Consider the following 14,727-nt stretch of genomic DNA (forward strand, 5'->3'; position numbering starts at 1 on the left):
GCCATGACTGATGAATTCTCGGTTGAAAGCGTGTACGCCGAACTGCTGGGCCGCGCGCCGGAAAACAAGATGGAACCGCGGCTTGCGCCCTTGTTCCGTGCCATGGACGTGCTGGGGGAGCCGAACAAGGCGTACCCGATCATCCACATCACCGGCACCAATGGAAAAACCTCCACGGCCCGCATGATCGAGGCCGGACTGCGTGCCCACGGGCTGAGCACGGGACGTTACACCAGCCCGCACCTGTCGAAAGTGACTGAGCGCATCAGTATTGACGGCGAGCCTGTGCCGGACGCGACGTTCGTGCGTATCTGGGACGAAATCCGCCCTTACCTGGAAATCGTGGACAACGAACTCGTCGCCGACGACCAGCCGCGGCTGACCTACTTCGAATGCCTGACCATCCTGGGCTTTGCGGTGTTCGCCGACCAGCCTGTTGATGTTGCCGTCATGGAAGTTGGCTTGGGAGGCATCACCGATGCCACCAACGTTGGTGACGGCCAAGTCTCAGTCATCACGCCGATTTCGCTGGACCACACGGATCTTCTGGGCGACACCACCGAGGACATCGCTTACGAGAAATCCGGCATCATCAAGCCGGGCGGCTTCTTGGTGAGCGCCGCCCAGCCGGTGGACGCTGCGCAGGTCCTGTTGGAGAAAGCCCGCGAAGTAGACGTGCCGTTCCGTTTCGAGGGAGTTGAATTTGGTGTCGAGTCCCGCAGCGTTGCCGTGGGTGGACAGGTCCTGACCATTCAGGGACTCGCCGGACGCTACGAAGACCTGCTGCTGCCATTGCATGGTGCCCACCAGGCCGAAAACGCAGCCGTCGCCGTAGCGGCCCTGGAAGCATTCTTCGGTGGGGGAGAGAAGGAACTCGACGCCGAGGTGCTCAAAGAAGCCTTTGGCACTGTGACTTCACCTGGCCGGCTTGAAGTTGTGCGCACTGCGCCCACCGTCGTGGTGGACGCTGCGCACAATCCCGACGGCATCCGCGTATCGTCTGAAGCGATCCAAGAGGCCTTCAGCTTCAGCAAACTGGTGGTTGTGGTTGGCGTTCTTCGGGAGAAGGATGCTGAGGAGATCCTGAAGACCCTCAAGGAATCGCTGGGTGGCCTTGCAGAGGAATTCTGCTTCACCCAGTCCAACTCTGCGCGTGCCGTTCCGGCAGCGGAACTGGCCGAACTCGCCGTCGACCTCGGCTTTGGCGAGGACAATGTCCATATCGCCGAGAAGTTGGACGATGCCCTGGAGTGGGCCGTAGAGCGCGCCGAATCCAACGACGACCTCGCAGGCGGCGTCTTGGTGACGGGGTCCATCACAGTGGTGGCCGAGGCGCGGATCCTGCTCGGAAAGGCGAGTGCCTAGGATGGCGAAAATGACCAAGGCGCAGCGCGAATGGCGGCCAGGCATGCCCAAGAAGCGCCGCTCCACCAAGGTGATGTTCGCTTCCACTGTGCTCCTGCTCGAAGCCTTCGTCGCGTTCTTCGGCACGCTGGCAGTCTTCGGCCTGAGGCGTGGGGAAGTGGACCCCGGCATCATCCTTGGGGTTGGCATCGCACTGACGGTGGTGCTGGTGTTGGCGTGCGCCGTACTGTCCAAGCCCTGGGGCGTCGGGGTTGGCTGGGGACTGCAGCTTGTGCTGATCCTGACCGGTTTCGCCGAGCCCACCATGTTCATTGTCGGCATCCTGTTTGCCATCTGCTGGTGGTACGGGATCAGGGCCGGCATGCGGATCGACCGTGAGGTTGCCCAGCGCGACCGTGAGCAGGCGGAATGGGACGCAGCCCACGGTGACGAAGCCGACCCTCAAACCCCGTAAACTGGCTGGGAAAACCACCGACCAACCACATTGGAGCAACTGTGAGCATTGAACGGACCCTTGTCCTGGTCAAGCCCGACGGCGTCGCCCGCAACCTGGGTGGAAGCATCCTCGCCAGGATCGAAGCCAAGGGCTACACCCTGGCGGAACTGAAGAAGGTCAACGCGACCCGCGAACTGCTGGAGCAGCACTACGAGGAACACGTGGGCAAGCCGTTCTACGAGCCGCTGGTTGAGTTCATGCTGAGCGGACCAGTCATCGCTGCTGTCTTCGAGGGCCACCGCGTGATCGAAGGCTTCCGTTCGCTGGCCGGAACCACGGATCCGACGACGGCCGCACCGGGCACCATCCGCGGCGACTTTGGCCGCGATTGGGGCTTGGCAGTCCAGCAGAACCTCGTTCACGGCTCCGACTCCGTTGATTCGGCTGAGCGCGAGATCAAGATCTGGTTCGAGGCGTAACCAAGCTCACCGATACTACAGATAAGGCCAATGTTCATCACGAACATTGGCCTTATCTGTTATCTCGCGAGCAGAGGTTTACGCGGACGACGCCACGAAGAGGTGGATGAAGGAGAAGAAGATCGTGGCGATCACGGCTACGTACAGCAACGCCACGATGATCCAGCCCGACCCGGACAAAAGCCTGACCAGTGCGGGGGGCGCCTTGATGACGCCGCTGGTGACGTTGCGGATCGTCACCCAGACAAACAGCGGGATCATGGCGGCCCACACCACCATGCAGAACGGGCACAGGACGTGGATGACATAAAGTGCCTGCGACCACAGCCAGACAACGAAGGCAAAGCCAAGGGTCACGCCTGTTTGAAGGCCCAGCCAGTAACCCCGTGAATACTTCGCTCCCGCGAGAATGCCCATGGCCGTAGTGATAATGACAGCGAAGGCAACGATGCCGATGAACATGTTGGGAAACCCGAAGACGGAGCTTTGCGGTGTCTGCATCACTTCGCCACAGGAGACAAAGGGGTTTACATCGCAAACGGTCACGTGGTTGGGATCCTTGAGCACCTCAAGCTTCTCCAAAACCAGGGCGCCGGACGCCAACCAGCCAACGATTCCGGTGATCAACAGCAGCCAGGCGAAAGGCTTGTCGCGGACCGCATTGGGGAGGGAATCCTGCTGGCTGGACATGTCCTCCACATGGCTTGTGGCTTTGTGGGCCAGGTTTTCCCTGGCGGTGCTTGGCATCGCGGATATGATCCTTTTCGACAAATGGCCCGGCAAACCGGGAAGGGCTCTTGGGAGGATTGTAACTCCGAAGGCTGGGCGCTTGCCCCAGCTGATGCGCGGAGGTCCACGACACAGCGGCCTTCCCTGGGAACGTGCAGTGGTGTGAGAGAATGAACATGGCCGGAAGTCGATCCACATTCGAAATCCGGTCCGGTGACTTTGTTCCCAAGACCGCCAGTATGAGCTGGGCTTGCCCGGATCGCGTGATCCTCGGTAGGCCCGCCATGACAATGGACGGCACCTGGTTGTGGCAGCAGAACAACGGGTTTCAGAATAAAGCCGCCGGCCTTCCAGGGCTGCCGCACCCCAATGATGGTGCGAACCGGAAGGCATACTGCCGACTTCTGTCAACGCCTGCGGGTTTTGACAATATTTGCTCCACTGGGCGCCGGATGTGGCGGCGTCGCTGGGGCAGGAGTGTTGCCATATATGGATAATGACCAGGTTGTAGCCGTTAATGACGAGGCAGCTCCCGCGGAAGCTGCGGAAGCGCCAAAGAAAGCCACCAGGACCCGGCGCAAGGCAGCGCCCAAGGCTGCTGCTGACGTAGAGGCGCCTGCGGCTGAGACGCCCAGCACCGAAGTAGCCCCTGAGGCTACCGCGGCACCAGTGCGCCGCACCCGTTCCCGCAAGAAGGCAGAGCCTGCCGAACCGCTGCCAGGCTTGGGCGATGAAGCTACTGCCGCGCCGGAAGCCGCCGCAGAAACCAAGCCCGAAGCGGCTGCTGAGCCTGCCCCCGAAAAACCGGTCCGCCGTCGTCGTACTGCCAGGCCCAAGGCTGAGGCCGTCGAGGCGCCTGCTGCTGCAGAAGCCGCCGCAGAAACCACGACGCCGGACGCTGGCTCCCAGCCAGAGGCACCAGCCGTTGAGGTAGCTGCTGAAGAGCCCGCGTCCGAAGAGACGCCTGACGAAGAAGCCGCCCAGGCCGCGTCCACTTCCTTGTTCATGGAGCCGGTCTCCATCACGTCCATGATCTTCCAGGCCCCGGACCTCACCACCGTCCCCCGCGTTGCCACGGTGGAAGAGAAGACCGAGGAGCCCGAAGAAGAAACCGAAGCCAGCGTTGAGGGCGAGCTGGAAGACGCAGGTAGTCGCCGCCGTCGCAGGAGCCGCGGCCGCCGTGGTCGCCGCGGAACCGAGCGCGAAGAGAATGAGGCTGAGGACGGCACCGGGTCTGAGGACGAGGAAACGCCGGCAGCAGAAGCCCTTGAAGAAGGCGTCACGTCGCGTCGTAGGCGTCGTCGCCGCCGTGGGGACCAGGATCTTGAACTGACCGGCGGCTCGGACGATGACCCGCCCAACACGGTCACCCGTGTCCGCGCGCCCCGCCCCATCACGGAGACAGCCCCCTCCAACCGCGTCACCGGCGTCAAGGGCTCCACCAGGCTGGAGGCCAAGAAGCAGCGCCGCCGCGAGTCCCGTGAAACCGGACGCCGCCGCCAGGTCATCACCGAGGCCGAGTTCCTTGCCCGCCGTGAGTCGGTGGACCGCCAGATGATCGTCCGCCAGCGCGACGACAGAATCCAGATCGGTGTCCTGGAAGACGGTGTGCTGGCTGAGCACTTCGTGTCCAAGACCCAGCAGGACTCCCTGATCGGCAACGTGTACTTGGGCAAGGTCCAGAATGTTCTGCCTTCCATGGAAGCTGCCTTCGTGGACATCGGCCGCGGACGCAATGCAGTCCTCTACGCCGGTGAAGTCAACTGGGACGCAGTCAACCTCGAAGGCCAGCCGCGCCGGATCGAGAACGCCCTGAAGTCCGGCGACTCTGTCCTGGTCCAGGTCACCAAGGATCCTGTGGGACACAAGGGTGCCCGCCTCACCAGCCAGATCTCCCTGCCGGGTCGCTACTTGGTCTACGTGCCCGGTGGTTCCATGACCGGTATCTCCCGCAAGCTGCCCGACGTCGAACGCAACCGCCTCAAGCGCATTTTGAAGGACCGTTTGCCGGAAAACGCCGGTGTCATTGTCCGCACGGCCGCTGAGGGTGCGTCGGAGGAAGAGCTTACGCACGACATCAACCGTCTGCGCGCACAGTGGGAAGGCATCGAAGGGCAGGCCACGTCCACCAAGGTCCTGGCTCCTGAACTGCTTTACGGCGAACCAGACCTCACCATCAAGGTTGTCCGTGACGTCTTCAACGAGGACTTCTCCAAGCTGATCGTCTCCGGCGATGACGCCTGGGACACCATCGAGGCCTACGTCACGTACGTTGCCCCTGACCTGGTGGGCCGCCTTGAAAAGTGGACCAAGGAACAGGACATCTTCTCCGCGTGGCGCATTGACGAGCAAATCCACAAGGCCTTGGAACGGAAGGTCTTCCTGCCGTCCGGTGGTTCGTTGGTCATCGACCGCACCGAAGCCATGACCGTGGTGGACGTCAACACCGGCAAGTTCACCGGCAGCGGTGGAAACCTTGAGGAAACGGTCACTAAGAACAACCTTGAAGCTGCTGAGGAAGTGGTTCGCCAGCTTCGCCTGCGCGACATCGGCGGCATCATTGTCATCGACTTCATTGACATGGTCCTGGAATCCAACCGCGACCTCGTCCTCCGGCGTATGGTCGAGTGCCTTGGCCGCGACCGCACCAAGCACCAGGTGGCCGAAGTGACGTCGCTGGGCCTGGTCCAGATGACACGCAAGCGCATGGGTACTGGCCTCCTTGAGGTCTTCGGTGAGCAGTGCGAGCACTGTGCCGGCCGCGGCGTCGTCACGCACGACGAGCCCGTTGAACACCGTCGCGCCAACGTTGTGGCTGCTGAACACCACCGCCCGCACACGGAGGCGCAGCCGCCTGCTGCGCGGACGGAGCGCAAGCGCCGCCGCGGCAAGGGTGGGGGACAGGCCATTGTCGAAGCTCCCGCGCAGGTCCACACGACGACGTCCGCCCCGGCTGCACCTTCGACCACGGCGGAACCCAAGGATCCCGCCCGGCAAGCTAAAGCCGAGGCAACCAGGGCTGCCCTGGCAACGATCGCTGCTGCGGCGCACGCCGCTCACCTGCACGACGACGAAGTTCACCGCGCAGAAGAGCAGGCACGGGCGGCGGGTCAGCACGAGGCGACCACCGACTCCGTAGTCAGCGGCGAAACGGGAGAGTCGGCCCGCGAAGCCGCAGGCCGGGAAACCACTGGCCGGGAAACCACAGTCCAGGAAGCCAGGTCTACTCCGGTCCTGCGCTTCGGCGGAGAAGAAGTAGCGCTGCCGTTCGTTGAGCACCACGAGGAACCGCAGGCCGCCAAGCCTGCCATGAGCCTGGATCTGCTGGCCGAAGCGTTCTCGCACCTCGGTGCTGCTCCGGCACCTGAGGAAGAAGCCGCACCTTTTGCCGCCCCCGAGGCGCCTGCGGCACCGAAGGTTGATGCTCGGGAACGGGCTGCCGAGGAAGACCCCGAGGCTGCTTCAGCACCGCGTGGTCGTCGTGGCCGTCGAAACCGAAGTGCGAGCCGGGCCCAGGGCTCGGCTAATGAAACCAGTGTGGAGCACCACGAAGTGACTGCCTCGGCCGCGCGTGGGGCAGCCCATAAGGCCAAGGCGCCTGTGGAACCCGCAAAGAAGGCGCCGGCGGATGAGCCCATCATCCTCGGAGTCGGAGTGCCGGCCTCCGAGCTCTAGTCGTCAGCAATATGAGGGCCCCGCAATCCGCCAAGGATTGCGGGGCCCTTTGCTGATTCCGGGAGGATTCGAGAACGGAGGCCATTGTGGTCACATCCCGGCTTCAACAGGCCGCGGTTCCCGTGCAGTGCTGCTTCCCGGCTAGGCTGGGGGACTGACACGGGGTGCCAGGCGAAGGGCCGGGCTGAGATTCAAACCCGTTGAACCTGTCCGGTTAGCACCGGCGAAGGGATGTCCTCATGACTACATCGTCGTATTCTCCTGTGTACCCACTGGTCGCTTCCGGCCGACCAGCGCCCCGGGTGTTGAGCATCGCCGGCTCGGACCCTTCCGGCGGCGCCGGAATTCAGGCGGACCTGAAGAGCGTCGCAGCACTCGGAGGGTACGGCATGGCTGCCATCACGGCTCTCACCGCGCAAAACACCGTGGGGGTCAGTGCCGTCCACGTCCCTCCCGCGCGGTTCCTGCGCCAGCAACTGGACGCCATCAGTAGTGACATCACGATTGATGCCGTCAAGATCGGAATGCTTGGCGATGCAGCCGTCATAGACGAGGTCCGCAGCTGGCTCGAAGAGGTGCGTCCCGCCGTCGTGGTCCTTGATCCGGTGATGGTGGCCACCAGTGGTGACCGGCTCCTGCGCGAGTCAGCGGAGAAGGCCCTGCGTTCGCTGCTCCCGCTGGCGGACCTCATCACGCCTAACCTTCCTGAACTGGCCATGTTGCTGGGGGAGCCTGAGGCAGCAGAATGGGCTTCGGCGCTCGACCAAGGCAAACGGCTGGCGGCGGAGTACGGAAACACGGTCCTGGTTAAGGGAGGCCACTTGCCAGGACCGGACTGCCCTGATGCGCTGGTGAACACCAGCGGGTTGCTGCGGCAGGATGTGATTGAGGTAGCCGGTCACCGGGTTGAGACGAAGAACAGCCACGGCACCGGATGCTCCCTGTCCTCCGCTTTGGCCACGGCCCAGGTTCGTAACCGTGATTGGGAAGCCTCGCTGCGGGAGGTGAAACCGTGGTTGCTGGGGGCATTGACGGCCTCTGACGCCCTCCAAGTAGGCCAAGGAAGCGGGCCGGTGCATCACTTCCACCACCAACGGACGCACCGGGCGGGCGACTTTGCCGCGACCCTTTGGAAGGAAGCCGCTCCGGAACTGAAGGCGATTTATGGCCTTGAATTCATCAGGGGTCTACAGTCGGGGAGCTTGCCCGAACATGAATTCAACTACTACCTCGCGCAGGATGCCATCTACCTCAACGGGTACTCCAGGGTGTTGGCACGTGCGGGTGCCTTGGCCCCCACAGAGGAAGAACAACTGTTCTGGGCCAAGGCATCACAGCAGTGCCTGGAGGTTGAATCGGAGTTGCACAGGAACTGGCTGAGCACCCGGGAAGCGTCGACGGTTACGGGGCCGGTTACCAAGTCCTATGTGGACCATCTGCTGGCGGCGTCCGCTTCCGGCAGTTACGCGGTAGTCCTCGCGGCGATTCTGCCCTGCTATTGGTTGTACGCCGAAGTGGGTCAGCAGCTTCATGCGGCCTACGTGGATGCCGGAGCCCCCGCAGATCACGCATATGCCGACTGGCTGAAAACCTACGCCGATCCGGAATTTGCTGCGGCAACGAGGGATGCGATCAACTTCACTGATGCCGCGGCGGTTGCGGCTTCCGAGCGGGAACGGGCAGCCATGGTGGAGGCTTTTGGGCATTCCTGCCGCTACGAAACGGCGTTCTTCGATGCTCCCAGGCTGTTTGCGCAGGCATCCCTGGAAGCATTTAGCGGCCTATTGCGGGGACACGTCAGCGCGTCGCTGACCGAATCGCGTTAATCTCGCCCAAACCCTGTAGGCTGTATGGGCACGGTGCCGGGAGAGTCCGTTACAACTGGTGACGCAAGTCACGAGGTAGCCTCCGGACCCGGCCTCATTTGCAGCTGAAGGTCAAACTAGCGTAATCTTGATCTTCGGTGCTTACGCCAACACTTGGGTTATGCCCCTTGGAATTGTTCATGGGATGACTCGCGGACTTCGATCAGAAGTCCACGGCGTTGAGGCACAGCGCGAACCAGGCCTGATTCCGGTTAAAGGTTCCGCACGCAAATTTTGTAATAAACGTCGAGAGAAGTGAGTACCCAAGTGGTGTACGCGATTGTCCGCGCAGGCGGCCGCCAAGAAAAAGTTTCCGTTGGAGACTACGTAACGCTGAACCGCGTCCCCGGTGGAGCCGGTAGCACGCTTGAGCTGCCCGCATTGCTCCTGGTTGACGGCGAGAAGGTCACCTCCGCAGCTGCGGAACTGGCCAACGTCAAGGTCACGGCTGAGATCCTCGAGGACCTCCGTGGTCCGAAGATCGTCATCCAGAAGTTCAAGAACAAGACCGGCTACCGGAAGCGTCAGGGTCACCGTCAGGAACTGACCAAGATCAAGATCACCAGCATCGCGTAACTTTCGTTACCCGCTGTTCAGGTTTTTCAGTTTCCCCAGAAATTTAGAGGCAGGCATTTCACATGGCACACAAAAAAGGTGCGAGTTCCACTCGCAACGGTCGTGACTCCAACGCTCAGTACCTGGGCGTCAAGCGTTTCGGTGGTCAGGTAGTTTCCGCTGGCGAGATCATCGTTCGCCAGCGCGGAACCCACTTCCACCCCGGCGCAGGCGTCGGTCGCGGTGGCGACGACACCCTGTTCGCACTGCAGGCCGGTGCGGTTGAGTTTGGTACTCGCCGCGGCCGTCGCGTAGTGAACATTGTTGCTGCTGCAGCTGCAGAGTAACAACAAGTTCTGAACCGGTGGAGCGGGCCAAACGGCCCGCTCCACCGTTCTTTTAACCGCATTACAATCGACTAGGGCGCTTCTAGCGCACCGGTTTATGCAACAGCGCTGGTAACAGCAACAAACGCTGTAAGACAGCAACTGAGGAGATCCACGTGGCGAGCTTTGTAGACCGGGTAGTCCTGCACGTATCCGGCGGAACCGGCGGCCACGGCTGTGTCTCTGTAAAGCGGGAGAAGTTCAAGCCGCTCGGTGGCCCTGACGGCGGCAACGGCGGCAACGGCGGCGATGTCATCCTTCGCGTATCCGCCCAGACCACAACTCTGCTTGATTACCACCACGCCCCGCACCGCCATGCCACTAACGGTGGCCCCGGTATGGGTGACTGGCGCGGTGGCAAGAACGGTGAAACCCTCATTCTTCCTGTGCCCGACGGCACAGTGGTTAAAACCAAGGACGGCGAAGTCCTGGCTGACCTCGTAGGCGAGGGTACTGAGTACATTGCAGCTGCCGGTGGCCAGGGCGGCCTCGGCAATGCGTCACTTTCATCGCAAAAGCGTCGTGCCCCGGGCTTCGCCCTGCTGGGTATCGAAGGTGAATCCAGCGACATCGTCCTGGAGCTCAAGTCCATCGCAGATATCGCGCTGGTTGGCTTCCCCTCTGCCGGCAAGTCGAGCCTCATTGCAGCCATGTCTGCTGCCCGGCCCAAGATTGCCGACTACCCCTTCACAACGCTTATTCCCAACCTTGGCGTGGTGCAGGCAGGCGAGATCCGTTTCACTATCGCCGATGTTCCCGGCCTTATCGAAGGCGCCAGCGAAGGAAAGGGCCTCGGCCACAACTTCCTGCGTCACGTAGAGCGCTGCGCTGCACTGGTTCATGTCCTTGACTGCGGAACCCTTGAATCAGACCGCGATCCCCTCTCCGATCTCGCCATCATTGAGGCCGAACTGGAGAAGTACGCAGTAGATATGAGTTACGCCGGCGTTGACGGCGAAGTAGTGCCCCTGAATGAGCGGCCCAAGCTGGTAGTCCTCAACAAGGTGGACCTTCCCGACGGCAAGGACATGGCTGAGTTCGTCCGACCGGACCTCGAAGCCCGCGGCTATCGCGTTTTTGAAGTATCGGCAACAAGCCACGAAGGCTTGCGTCAGCTTGGCTTTGCCATGGCTGAGATCGTCAAGGCAGCACGTGACGCCGTTCAGACTGCGCCTCCCAAGGTGGCTCCTCCCGTCCTGCGTCCGCGTGCCGTCAACGAGTCCGGCTTCAAGATCCGCCGCGAGGAGAAGAACCTCGAGCCTCTGTTCCGCGTCTTGGGCGACAAGCCCGTGCGCTGGGTCAAGCAGACTGACTTCACCAACGAGGAAGCCATTGGCTACCTTGCGGACCGCCTTGCCAAGCTTGGTGTTGAAACTGAGCTCTTCAAGGTTGGCGCCAAGCCCGGGGACACCGTGGTCATCGGTGAAGACGATGGCGTGGTGTTCGACTGGGAGCCCACCATGATGGCCGGCGCCGAGCTCCTGGCAACGCCTCGTGGAACCGATATCCGCGTTGCGGACATAGGCGACCGCCCCACTCGTTCGCAGAAGCGCGACGAGCAGATCGAACGCCGCGAAGCCAAGGCCGCTGCGAGGGCCGAGCTTGAAGCTGAACGCAAGGCGGGCATCTGGACTGAGTCAGTCAGTGGTCGCCGTGCCCAGGCAGTGAAGGAAAGCCACCTGGATTCCGGTGATGACGACTAGGACCGTCGACGCTCCGAACCTGGCTGAGGGGCTTGAGCGCCAGGCCCTTGCCACTGCCAAGCGGATTGTTGTCAAGGTGGGTTCGTCCTCGTTGACCAGCATCAAGGGGGGCATCTCCGAAAAGTCCCTCACCGGATTGGTCAATGCCCTCGCCGAGAAGCGCAATGCGGGTACAGAGATCATCCTGGTGTCCTCGGGTGCCATCGCTGCCGGGCTTGCCCCTTTGGGTCTCGCCAAGCGCCCCAAGGACCTGGCCACGCAGCAGGCTGCCGCAAGTGTTGGGCAGGGACTGCTGATGGCACGCTACACGCAGGCCTTCAGCGCCCACGGTGTGACGGTCAGCCAGGTTCTGCTGACCGCCGATGACCTCATGCGCCGGACGCAACACACGAATGCCTTCCGGGCCTTGGACCGGCTGTTGAACCTCGGCGTCGTACCGGTAGTTAATGAGAACGACACCGTGGCCACGCATGAGATCCGCTTCGGCGACAACGATCGCTTGGCCGCCCTGGTGGCGCACCTGGTTCGCGCCGATGCGCTCGTGCTGCTCTCCGACGTCGACGCCCTTTACGACGGCCCGCCCACCCAGGGCGCCCGGCGCATTCCACTGGTGCGTGGTCCCCAGGACCTTGAGGACGTTACCATCGGCAAGGCGGGTAAGGCCGGCGTCGGAACCGGCGGCATGATGACCAAAGTGGAGGCAGCGTCGATTGCTGCCGGTTCGGGTATCCATGCCTTGGTCACGTCCACGGCCAATGCCGGTGCGGCTTTGGCCGGCGGGGATGTGGGAACGTGGTTCGCCGTGAACGGCAATCGCAAGCCGGTCCGCCTCCTCTGGCTGGCGCACCTGGCGACGGTTCACGGCCGTTTAATGCTCGACGACGGCGCGGTGAAAGCAGTGCGCGACCGGCACCGGTCACTCCTTCCCGCAGGTATTTCCGGCATCAGTGGTGACTTTGAAGCCGGAGACCCCGTGGAGATGGTGGCCCATGACGGAACGGTGGTGGCACGCGGTCTGGTGAACTACTCTTCGGAAGAACTTCCGCGCATGCTGGGCCGTACCACCCAGGAGCTCGGCCAGGCCATGGGCCGGGGCTATGACCGCGAAGTTGTTCATGTTGACGATCTGGTGCTCCTGAGGGCGCCGCGCTCATCTAAACTTGGAGCATGACTGAAGCGCTGACCCCCGACGCCCCTGTGATCTCCGACGTGGCCGGTACAACCGGCCAGACGCCGGAGAACCCTGCGGCAGGCGGAGTCCCGTCGTCACCGGAAGATGTCCAGGCTGCCGTGCACGCCATAGCCGACCGCTCCCGTAAGGCTGCCCGCCGCATGGGGCAGGCGAACCGTGCATGGAAAGACCGTGCGCTGCGTGCCATCGGAACTGCCTTGGTGGAAAACAGGAAGCACGTGCTGGAGGCCAACGCCAAGGATGTGGCCCTGGGCCGCGCCAACGGCACGTCAGCGGCACTGCTGGACCGTTTGACACTGACTCCTGCACGCATCGACGGCCTGGTTGCAGCCTTGGAGAACCTGGCTGGCTTGCCCGATCCTGTGGGCAATGTAGTCCGTGGGCAGACACTTCCCAATGGACTGCGCCTGCGCCAGGTGAACGTCCCCATGGGAGTTGTGGCCGCCATATACGAGGCCCGCCCGAACGTCACGGTGGACATCGCAGGCCTGGCACTCAAGAGCGGTAACGCAGTAATCCTTCGGGGAGGTTCCGCCGCTGCAAACACCAATGAGGCGCTGGTCCAGATCCTTCGCGAAGCGCTGGACTCCGTCGGCCTGCCTGCGGATGCCGTGCAGACCGTGGACCAGTACGGCCGCGAAGGAGCCAACGTACTGATGCGCGCCCGTGGTCGGGTGGACGTCCTCATTCCCCGCGGTGGACGCGATCTCATCCAGACGGTAGTGACCAACTCTGCCGTGCCCGTGATCGAAACCGGCGAAGGCAATGTCCATATCTTCATTGACGAGTCTGCGGGTGAAGAGATGGCCGTGGAGATCCTCCTTAACGCCAAGACCCAGCGGCCCAGTGTCTGCAACACGGTAGAGACGCTGCTGGTGCATTCCGGCTCCACGGTGCTGCCTGCCGTTGCCAAAGCACTGCGTTCTGCCGGCGTCACCCTTCACGTAGATGACCGGGTGGCCGCTGCCCTGGGCAAGGACGTGGAAACCGTTCCGGCTGATGATGACGACTGGGCTACCGAGTACATGGACCTGGATCTCGCGGTCGCCATGGTGGACAGCCTGGATGAGGCAGTCAACCACATCCGCACATGGACCACGGGCCACACGGAAGCGATCCTCACGAACAATCTGGCCAATGCTGAGAAGTTCATTGCGGACATAGATTCTGCTGCCGTGATCGTCAATGCCTCCACCCGGTTCACTGACGGAGGCGAGCTCGGCCTCGGAGCCGAGGTGGGGATTTCCACCCAAAAGCTGCACGCCCGGGGTCCCATGGGCCTCACGGAGCTGACCACCACCAAGTGGATCGTCCAGGGTGAGGGCCAGATCCGCGGCTAGCAACGCGGTAACATAGAACAGAAGTCCGGAACGGTGGGGAGTCCCGCCGTCGAAAATCCTTTGAGAACCAACTAGGGGAGAAGATGCTGTTTCAGCAGATCGCCACGTCCATTGCCGCCCAAACTGAAGGCGGCCACGAGGAACTCGCTCCGCTGTGGGCCGAGCCGTGGGTCTTCGGTGTCGTGATGTTCGCCCTTATGCTGGTTCTCCTGTTCGTTACCCTTTCCTACACCAACCTTGGCAACCGCCACGAGGCCGTGGAAGAGCACTCCGATCCGCACCGCCAGCACCCGAACAAGCACACGCACGGCCAAGGCCACTAACATTATTGCCGCAACACCGCGTGGGAAGACGGGGCGCAGGCTCCGGCTGGGCGTGATGGGTGGAACTTTTGACCCCATTCATCACGGCCACCTTGTGGCTGCCAGTGAAGTCGCAGCCAAGTTCGGCCTTGATGAAGTGGTTTTCGTGCCCACAGGCCAGCCTTGGCAGAAGTCGCACAAACTGGTCAGCCGGCCTGAACACCGCTACCTGATGACGGTCATCGCTACGGCTTCCAATCCCAGGTTCACAGTGAGTCGGGTGGATGTTGATAGACCGGGGCCGACGTTCACCATTGACACCCTCCGCGATCTCCGCGCAGAGCGTCCTGATGCCGATCTTTTCTTCATCACGGGTGCGGACGCCTTGGCGCAGATCCTTTCGTGGAAGGACGTGGACGAGTTGTGGTCCTTGGCCCACTTCGTCGGCGTCACCCGTCCAGGACACGAACTGCACGACATGGGCAGGGATGACGTCAGCCTGTTGGAAGTCCCAGCCATGGCGATCTCTTCCACGGATTGCAGGACCCGCGTGGGGGCCGGGAATCCGGTCTGGTACCTCGTGCCTGACGGAGTGGTGCAGTACATCGCAAAGTATGGACTGTACGCGGCGCCGGCCAACGCAGCGGATCTGACACCCGCACTGTCCGGATCAGACGACCAAGCACGTACTGAATGAGTT

The 14,727-nt window shown here is 62.5% G+C and carries 13 protein-coding genes and 1 riboswitch; of the genes, 12 read left to right on the plus strand and 1 reads right to left on the minus strand.

Annotated features, from left to right (window positions below; all coding sequences use genetic code 11):
- The first annotated feature begins 3 nt into the window (after positions 1-3).
- Genes AC0J5Z_RS12215 through ndk form a run of 3 tightly spaced genes read left to right on the plus strand, consistent with a single transcriptional unit; the run spans position 4 to position 2,280 of the window.
- Entirely contained in the window at positions 4-1,365 is a 1,362-nt protein-coding gene (locus tag AC0J5Z_RS12215) for a bifunctional folylpolyglutamate synthase/dihydrofolate synthase (protein ID WP_475032434.1), read from the plus strand.
- Position 1,366: 1 nt separating this feature from the next.
- Positions 1,367-1,819 (plus strand): DUF4233 domain-containing protein, encoded by a 453-nt coding sequence (locus tag AC0J5Z_RS12220; RefSeq protein ID WP_475032436.1) that lies wholly within the window; start codon positions 1,367-1,369, stop codon positions 1,817-1,819.
- Positions 1,820-1,860: 41 nt separating this feature from the next.
- Positions 1,861-2,280, plus strand: coding sequence for a nucleoside-diphosphate kinase (ndk, locus tag AC0J5Z_RS12225; RefSeq protein ID WP_475032441.1), 420 nt, complete (start codon positions 1,861-1,863; stop codon positions 2,278-2,280).
- 78 nt (positions 2,281-2,358) lie between these two features.
- Here ndk and AC0J5Z_RS12230 read toward each other — a convergent pair whose 3' ends face one another.
- The gene (locus AC0J5Z_RS12230) at positions 2,359-2,970 is read right to left on the minus strand and encodes a vitamin K epoxide reductase family protein (RefSeq protein ID WP_475039675.1); all 612 of its coding nucleotides are present in this window, start codon (positions 2,968-2,970) and stop codon (positions 2,359-2,361) included.
- Between the two features lie 528 nt (positions 2,971-3,498).
- On the opposite strand from AC0J5Z_RS12230, the gene AC0J5Z_RS12235 reads away from it, so the two are divergent.
- The 9 genes from AC0J5Z_RS12235 to nadD all read left to right on the plus strand — a co-directional run bounded on the left by AC0J5Z_RS12235 (position 3,499) and on the right by nadD (position 14,724).
- Positions 3,499-6,684 carry an Rne/Rng family ribonuclease gene (locus AC0J5Z_RS12235; RefSeq protein WP_475032443.1) on the plus strand — a complete coding sequence of 1,062 codons (3,186 nt, stop codon included), beginning with the start codon at positions 3,499-3,501 and terminating at the stop codon, positions 6,682-6,684.
- Between the two features lie 150 nt (positions 6,685-6,834).
- Positions 6,835-6,933, plus strand: a riboswitch (TPP riboswitch).
- On the plus strand, positions 6,924-8,510 hold the full coding sequence (gene thiD, locus AC0J5Z_RS12240; RefSeq protein ID WP_475032445.1) for a bifunctional hydroxymethylpyrimidine kinase/phosphomethylpyrimidine kinase: 1,587 nt from the start codon (positions 6,924-6,926) through the stop codon (positions 8,508-8,510). (Overlaps the previous riboswitch by 10 nt.)
- A 306-nt stretch (positions 8,511-8,816) precedes the next feature.
- Positions 8,817-9,125, plus strand: coding sequence for a 50S ribosomal protein L21 (gene rplU / locus AC0J5Z_RS12245; protein WP_024816904.1), 309 nt, complete (start codon positions 8,817-8,819; stop codon positions 9,123-9,125).
- A 62-nt stretch (positions 9,126-9,187) separates the two neighbouring features.
- Positions 9,188-9,451, plus strand: coding sequence for a 50S ribosomal protein L27 (rpmA, locus tag AC0J5Z_RS12250; protein ID WP_003803426.1), 264 nt, complete (start codon positions 9,188-9,190; stop codon positions 9,449-9,451).
- 155 nt (positions 9,452-9,606) lie between these two features.
- On the plus strand, positions 9,607-11,193 hold the full coding sequence (gene obgE / locus AC0J5Z_RS12255) for a GTPase ObgE (RefSeq protein WP_475032447.1): 1,587 nt from the start codon (positions 9,607-9,609) through the stop codon (positions 11,191-11,193).
- Positions 11,183-12,364 (plus strand): glutamate 5-kinase, encoded by a 1,182-nt coding sequence (gene proB / locus AC0J5Z_RS12260; protein WP_475032449.1) that lies wholly within the window; start codon positions 11,183-11,185, stop codon positions 12,362-12,364. Before obgE ends, proB begins: the two co-directional genes overlap by 11 nt.
- Entirely contained in the window at positions 12,361-13,725 is a 1,365-nt protein-coding gene (locus tag AC0J5Z_RS12265; protein ID WP_475032451.1) for a glutamate-5-semialdehyde dehydrogenase, read from the plus strand. Before proB ends, AC0J5Z_RS12265 begins: the two co-directional genes overlap by 4 nt.
- An 83-nt stretch (positions 13,726-13,808) precedes the next feature.
- The gene (locus tag AC0J5Z_RS12270) at positions 13,809-14,048 is read left to right on the plus strand and encodes a hypothetical protein (RefSeq protein ID WP_011775040.1); all 240 of its coding nucleotides are present in this window, start codon (positions 13,809-13,811) and stop codon (positions 14,046-14,048) included.
- 55 nt (positions 14,049-14,103) lie between these two features.
- Positions 14,104-14,724, plus strand: a complete 621-nt coding sequence (gene nadD / locus AC0J5Z_RS12275) for a nicotinate-nucleotide adenylyltransferase (RefSeq protein ID WP_011775039.1) — start codon at positions 14,104-14,106, stop codon at positions 14,722-14,724.
- Positions 14,725-14,727: the final 3 nt, after the last annotated feature.

Source organism: Paenarthrobacter sp. TRD_SC_7, assembly GCF_056156245.1.

Bases quoted from the DNA above. Each gene is read 5' to 3' on its own strand.
- rpmA (WP_003803426.1), top strand. From the start codon at position 9,188: ATGGCACACAAAAAAGGTGCGAGTTCCACTCGCAACGGTCGTGACTCC.
- proB (WP_475032449.1), top strand. From the start codon at position 11,183: ATGACGACTAGGACCGTCGACGCTCCGAACCTGGCTGAGGGGCTTGAG.
- AC0J5Z_RS12270 (WP_011775040.1), top strand. From the start codon at position 13,809: ATGCTGTTTCAGCAGATCGCCACGTCCATTGCCGCCCAAACTGAAGGC.
- thiD (WP_475032445.1), top strand. From the start codon at position 6,924: ATGACTACATCGTCGTATTCTCCTGTGTACCCACTGGTCGCTTCCGGC.
- AC0J5Z_RS12215 (WP_475032434.1), top strand. From the start codon at position 4: ATGACTGATGAATTCTCGGTTGAAAGCGTGTACGCCGAACTGCTGGGC.
- AC0J5Z_RS12265 (WP_475032451.1), top strand. From the start codon at position 12,361: ATGACTGAAGCGCTGACCCCCGACGCCCCTGTGATCTCCGACGTGGCC.
- AC0J5Z_RS12230 (WP_475039675.1), bottom strand. From the start codon at position 2,970: ATGTCCAGCCAGCAGGATTCCCTCCCCAATGCGGTCCGCGACAAGCCT.
- AC0J5Z_RS12235 (WP_475032443.1), top strand. From the start codon at position 3,499: ATGGATAATGACCAGGTTGTAGCCGTTAATGACGAGGCAGCTCCCGCG.
- AC0J5Z_RS12220 (WP_475032436.1), top strand. From the start codon at position 1,367: ATGGCGAAAATGACCAAGGCGCAGCGCGAATGGCGGCCAGGCATGCCC.
- nadD (WP_011775039.1), top strand. From the start codon at position 14,104: ATGGGTGGAACTTTTGACCCCATTCATCACGGCCACCTTGTGGCTGCC.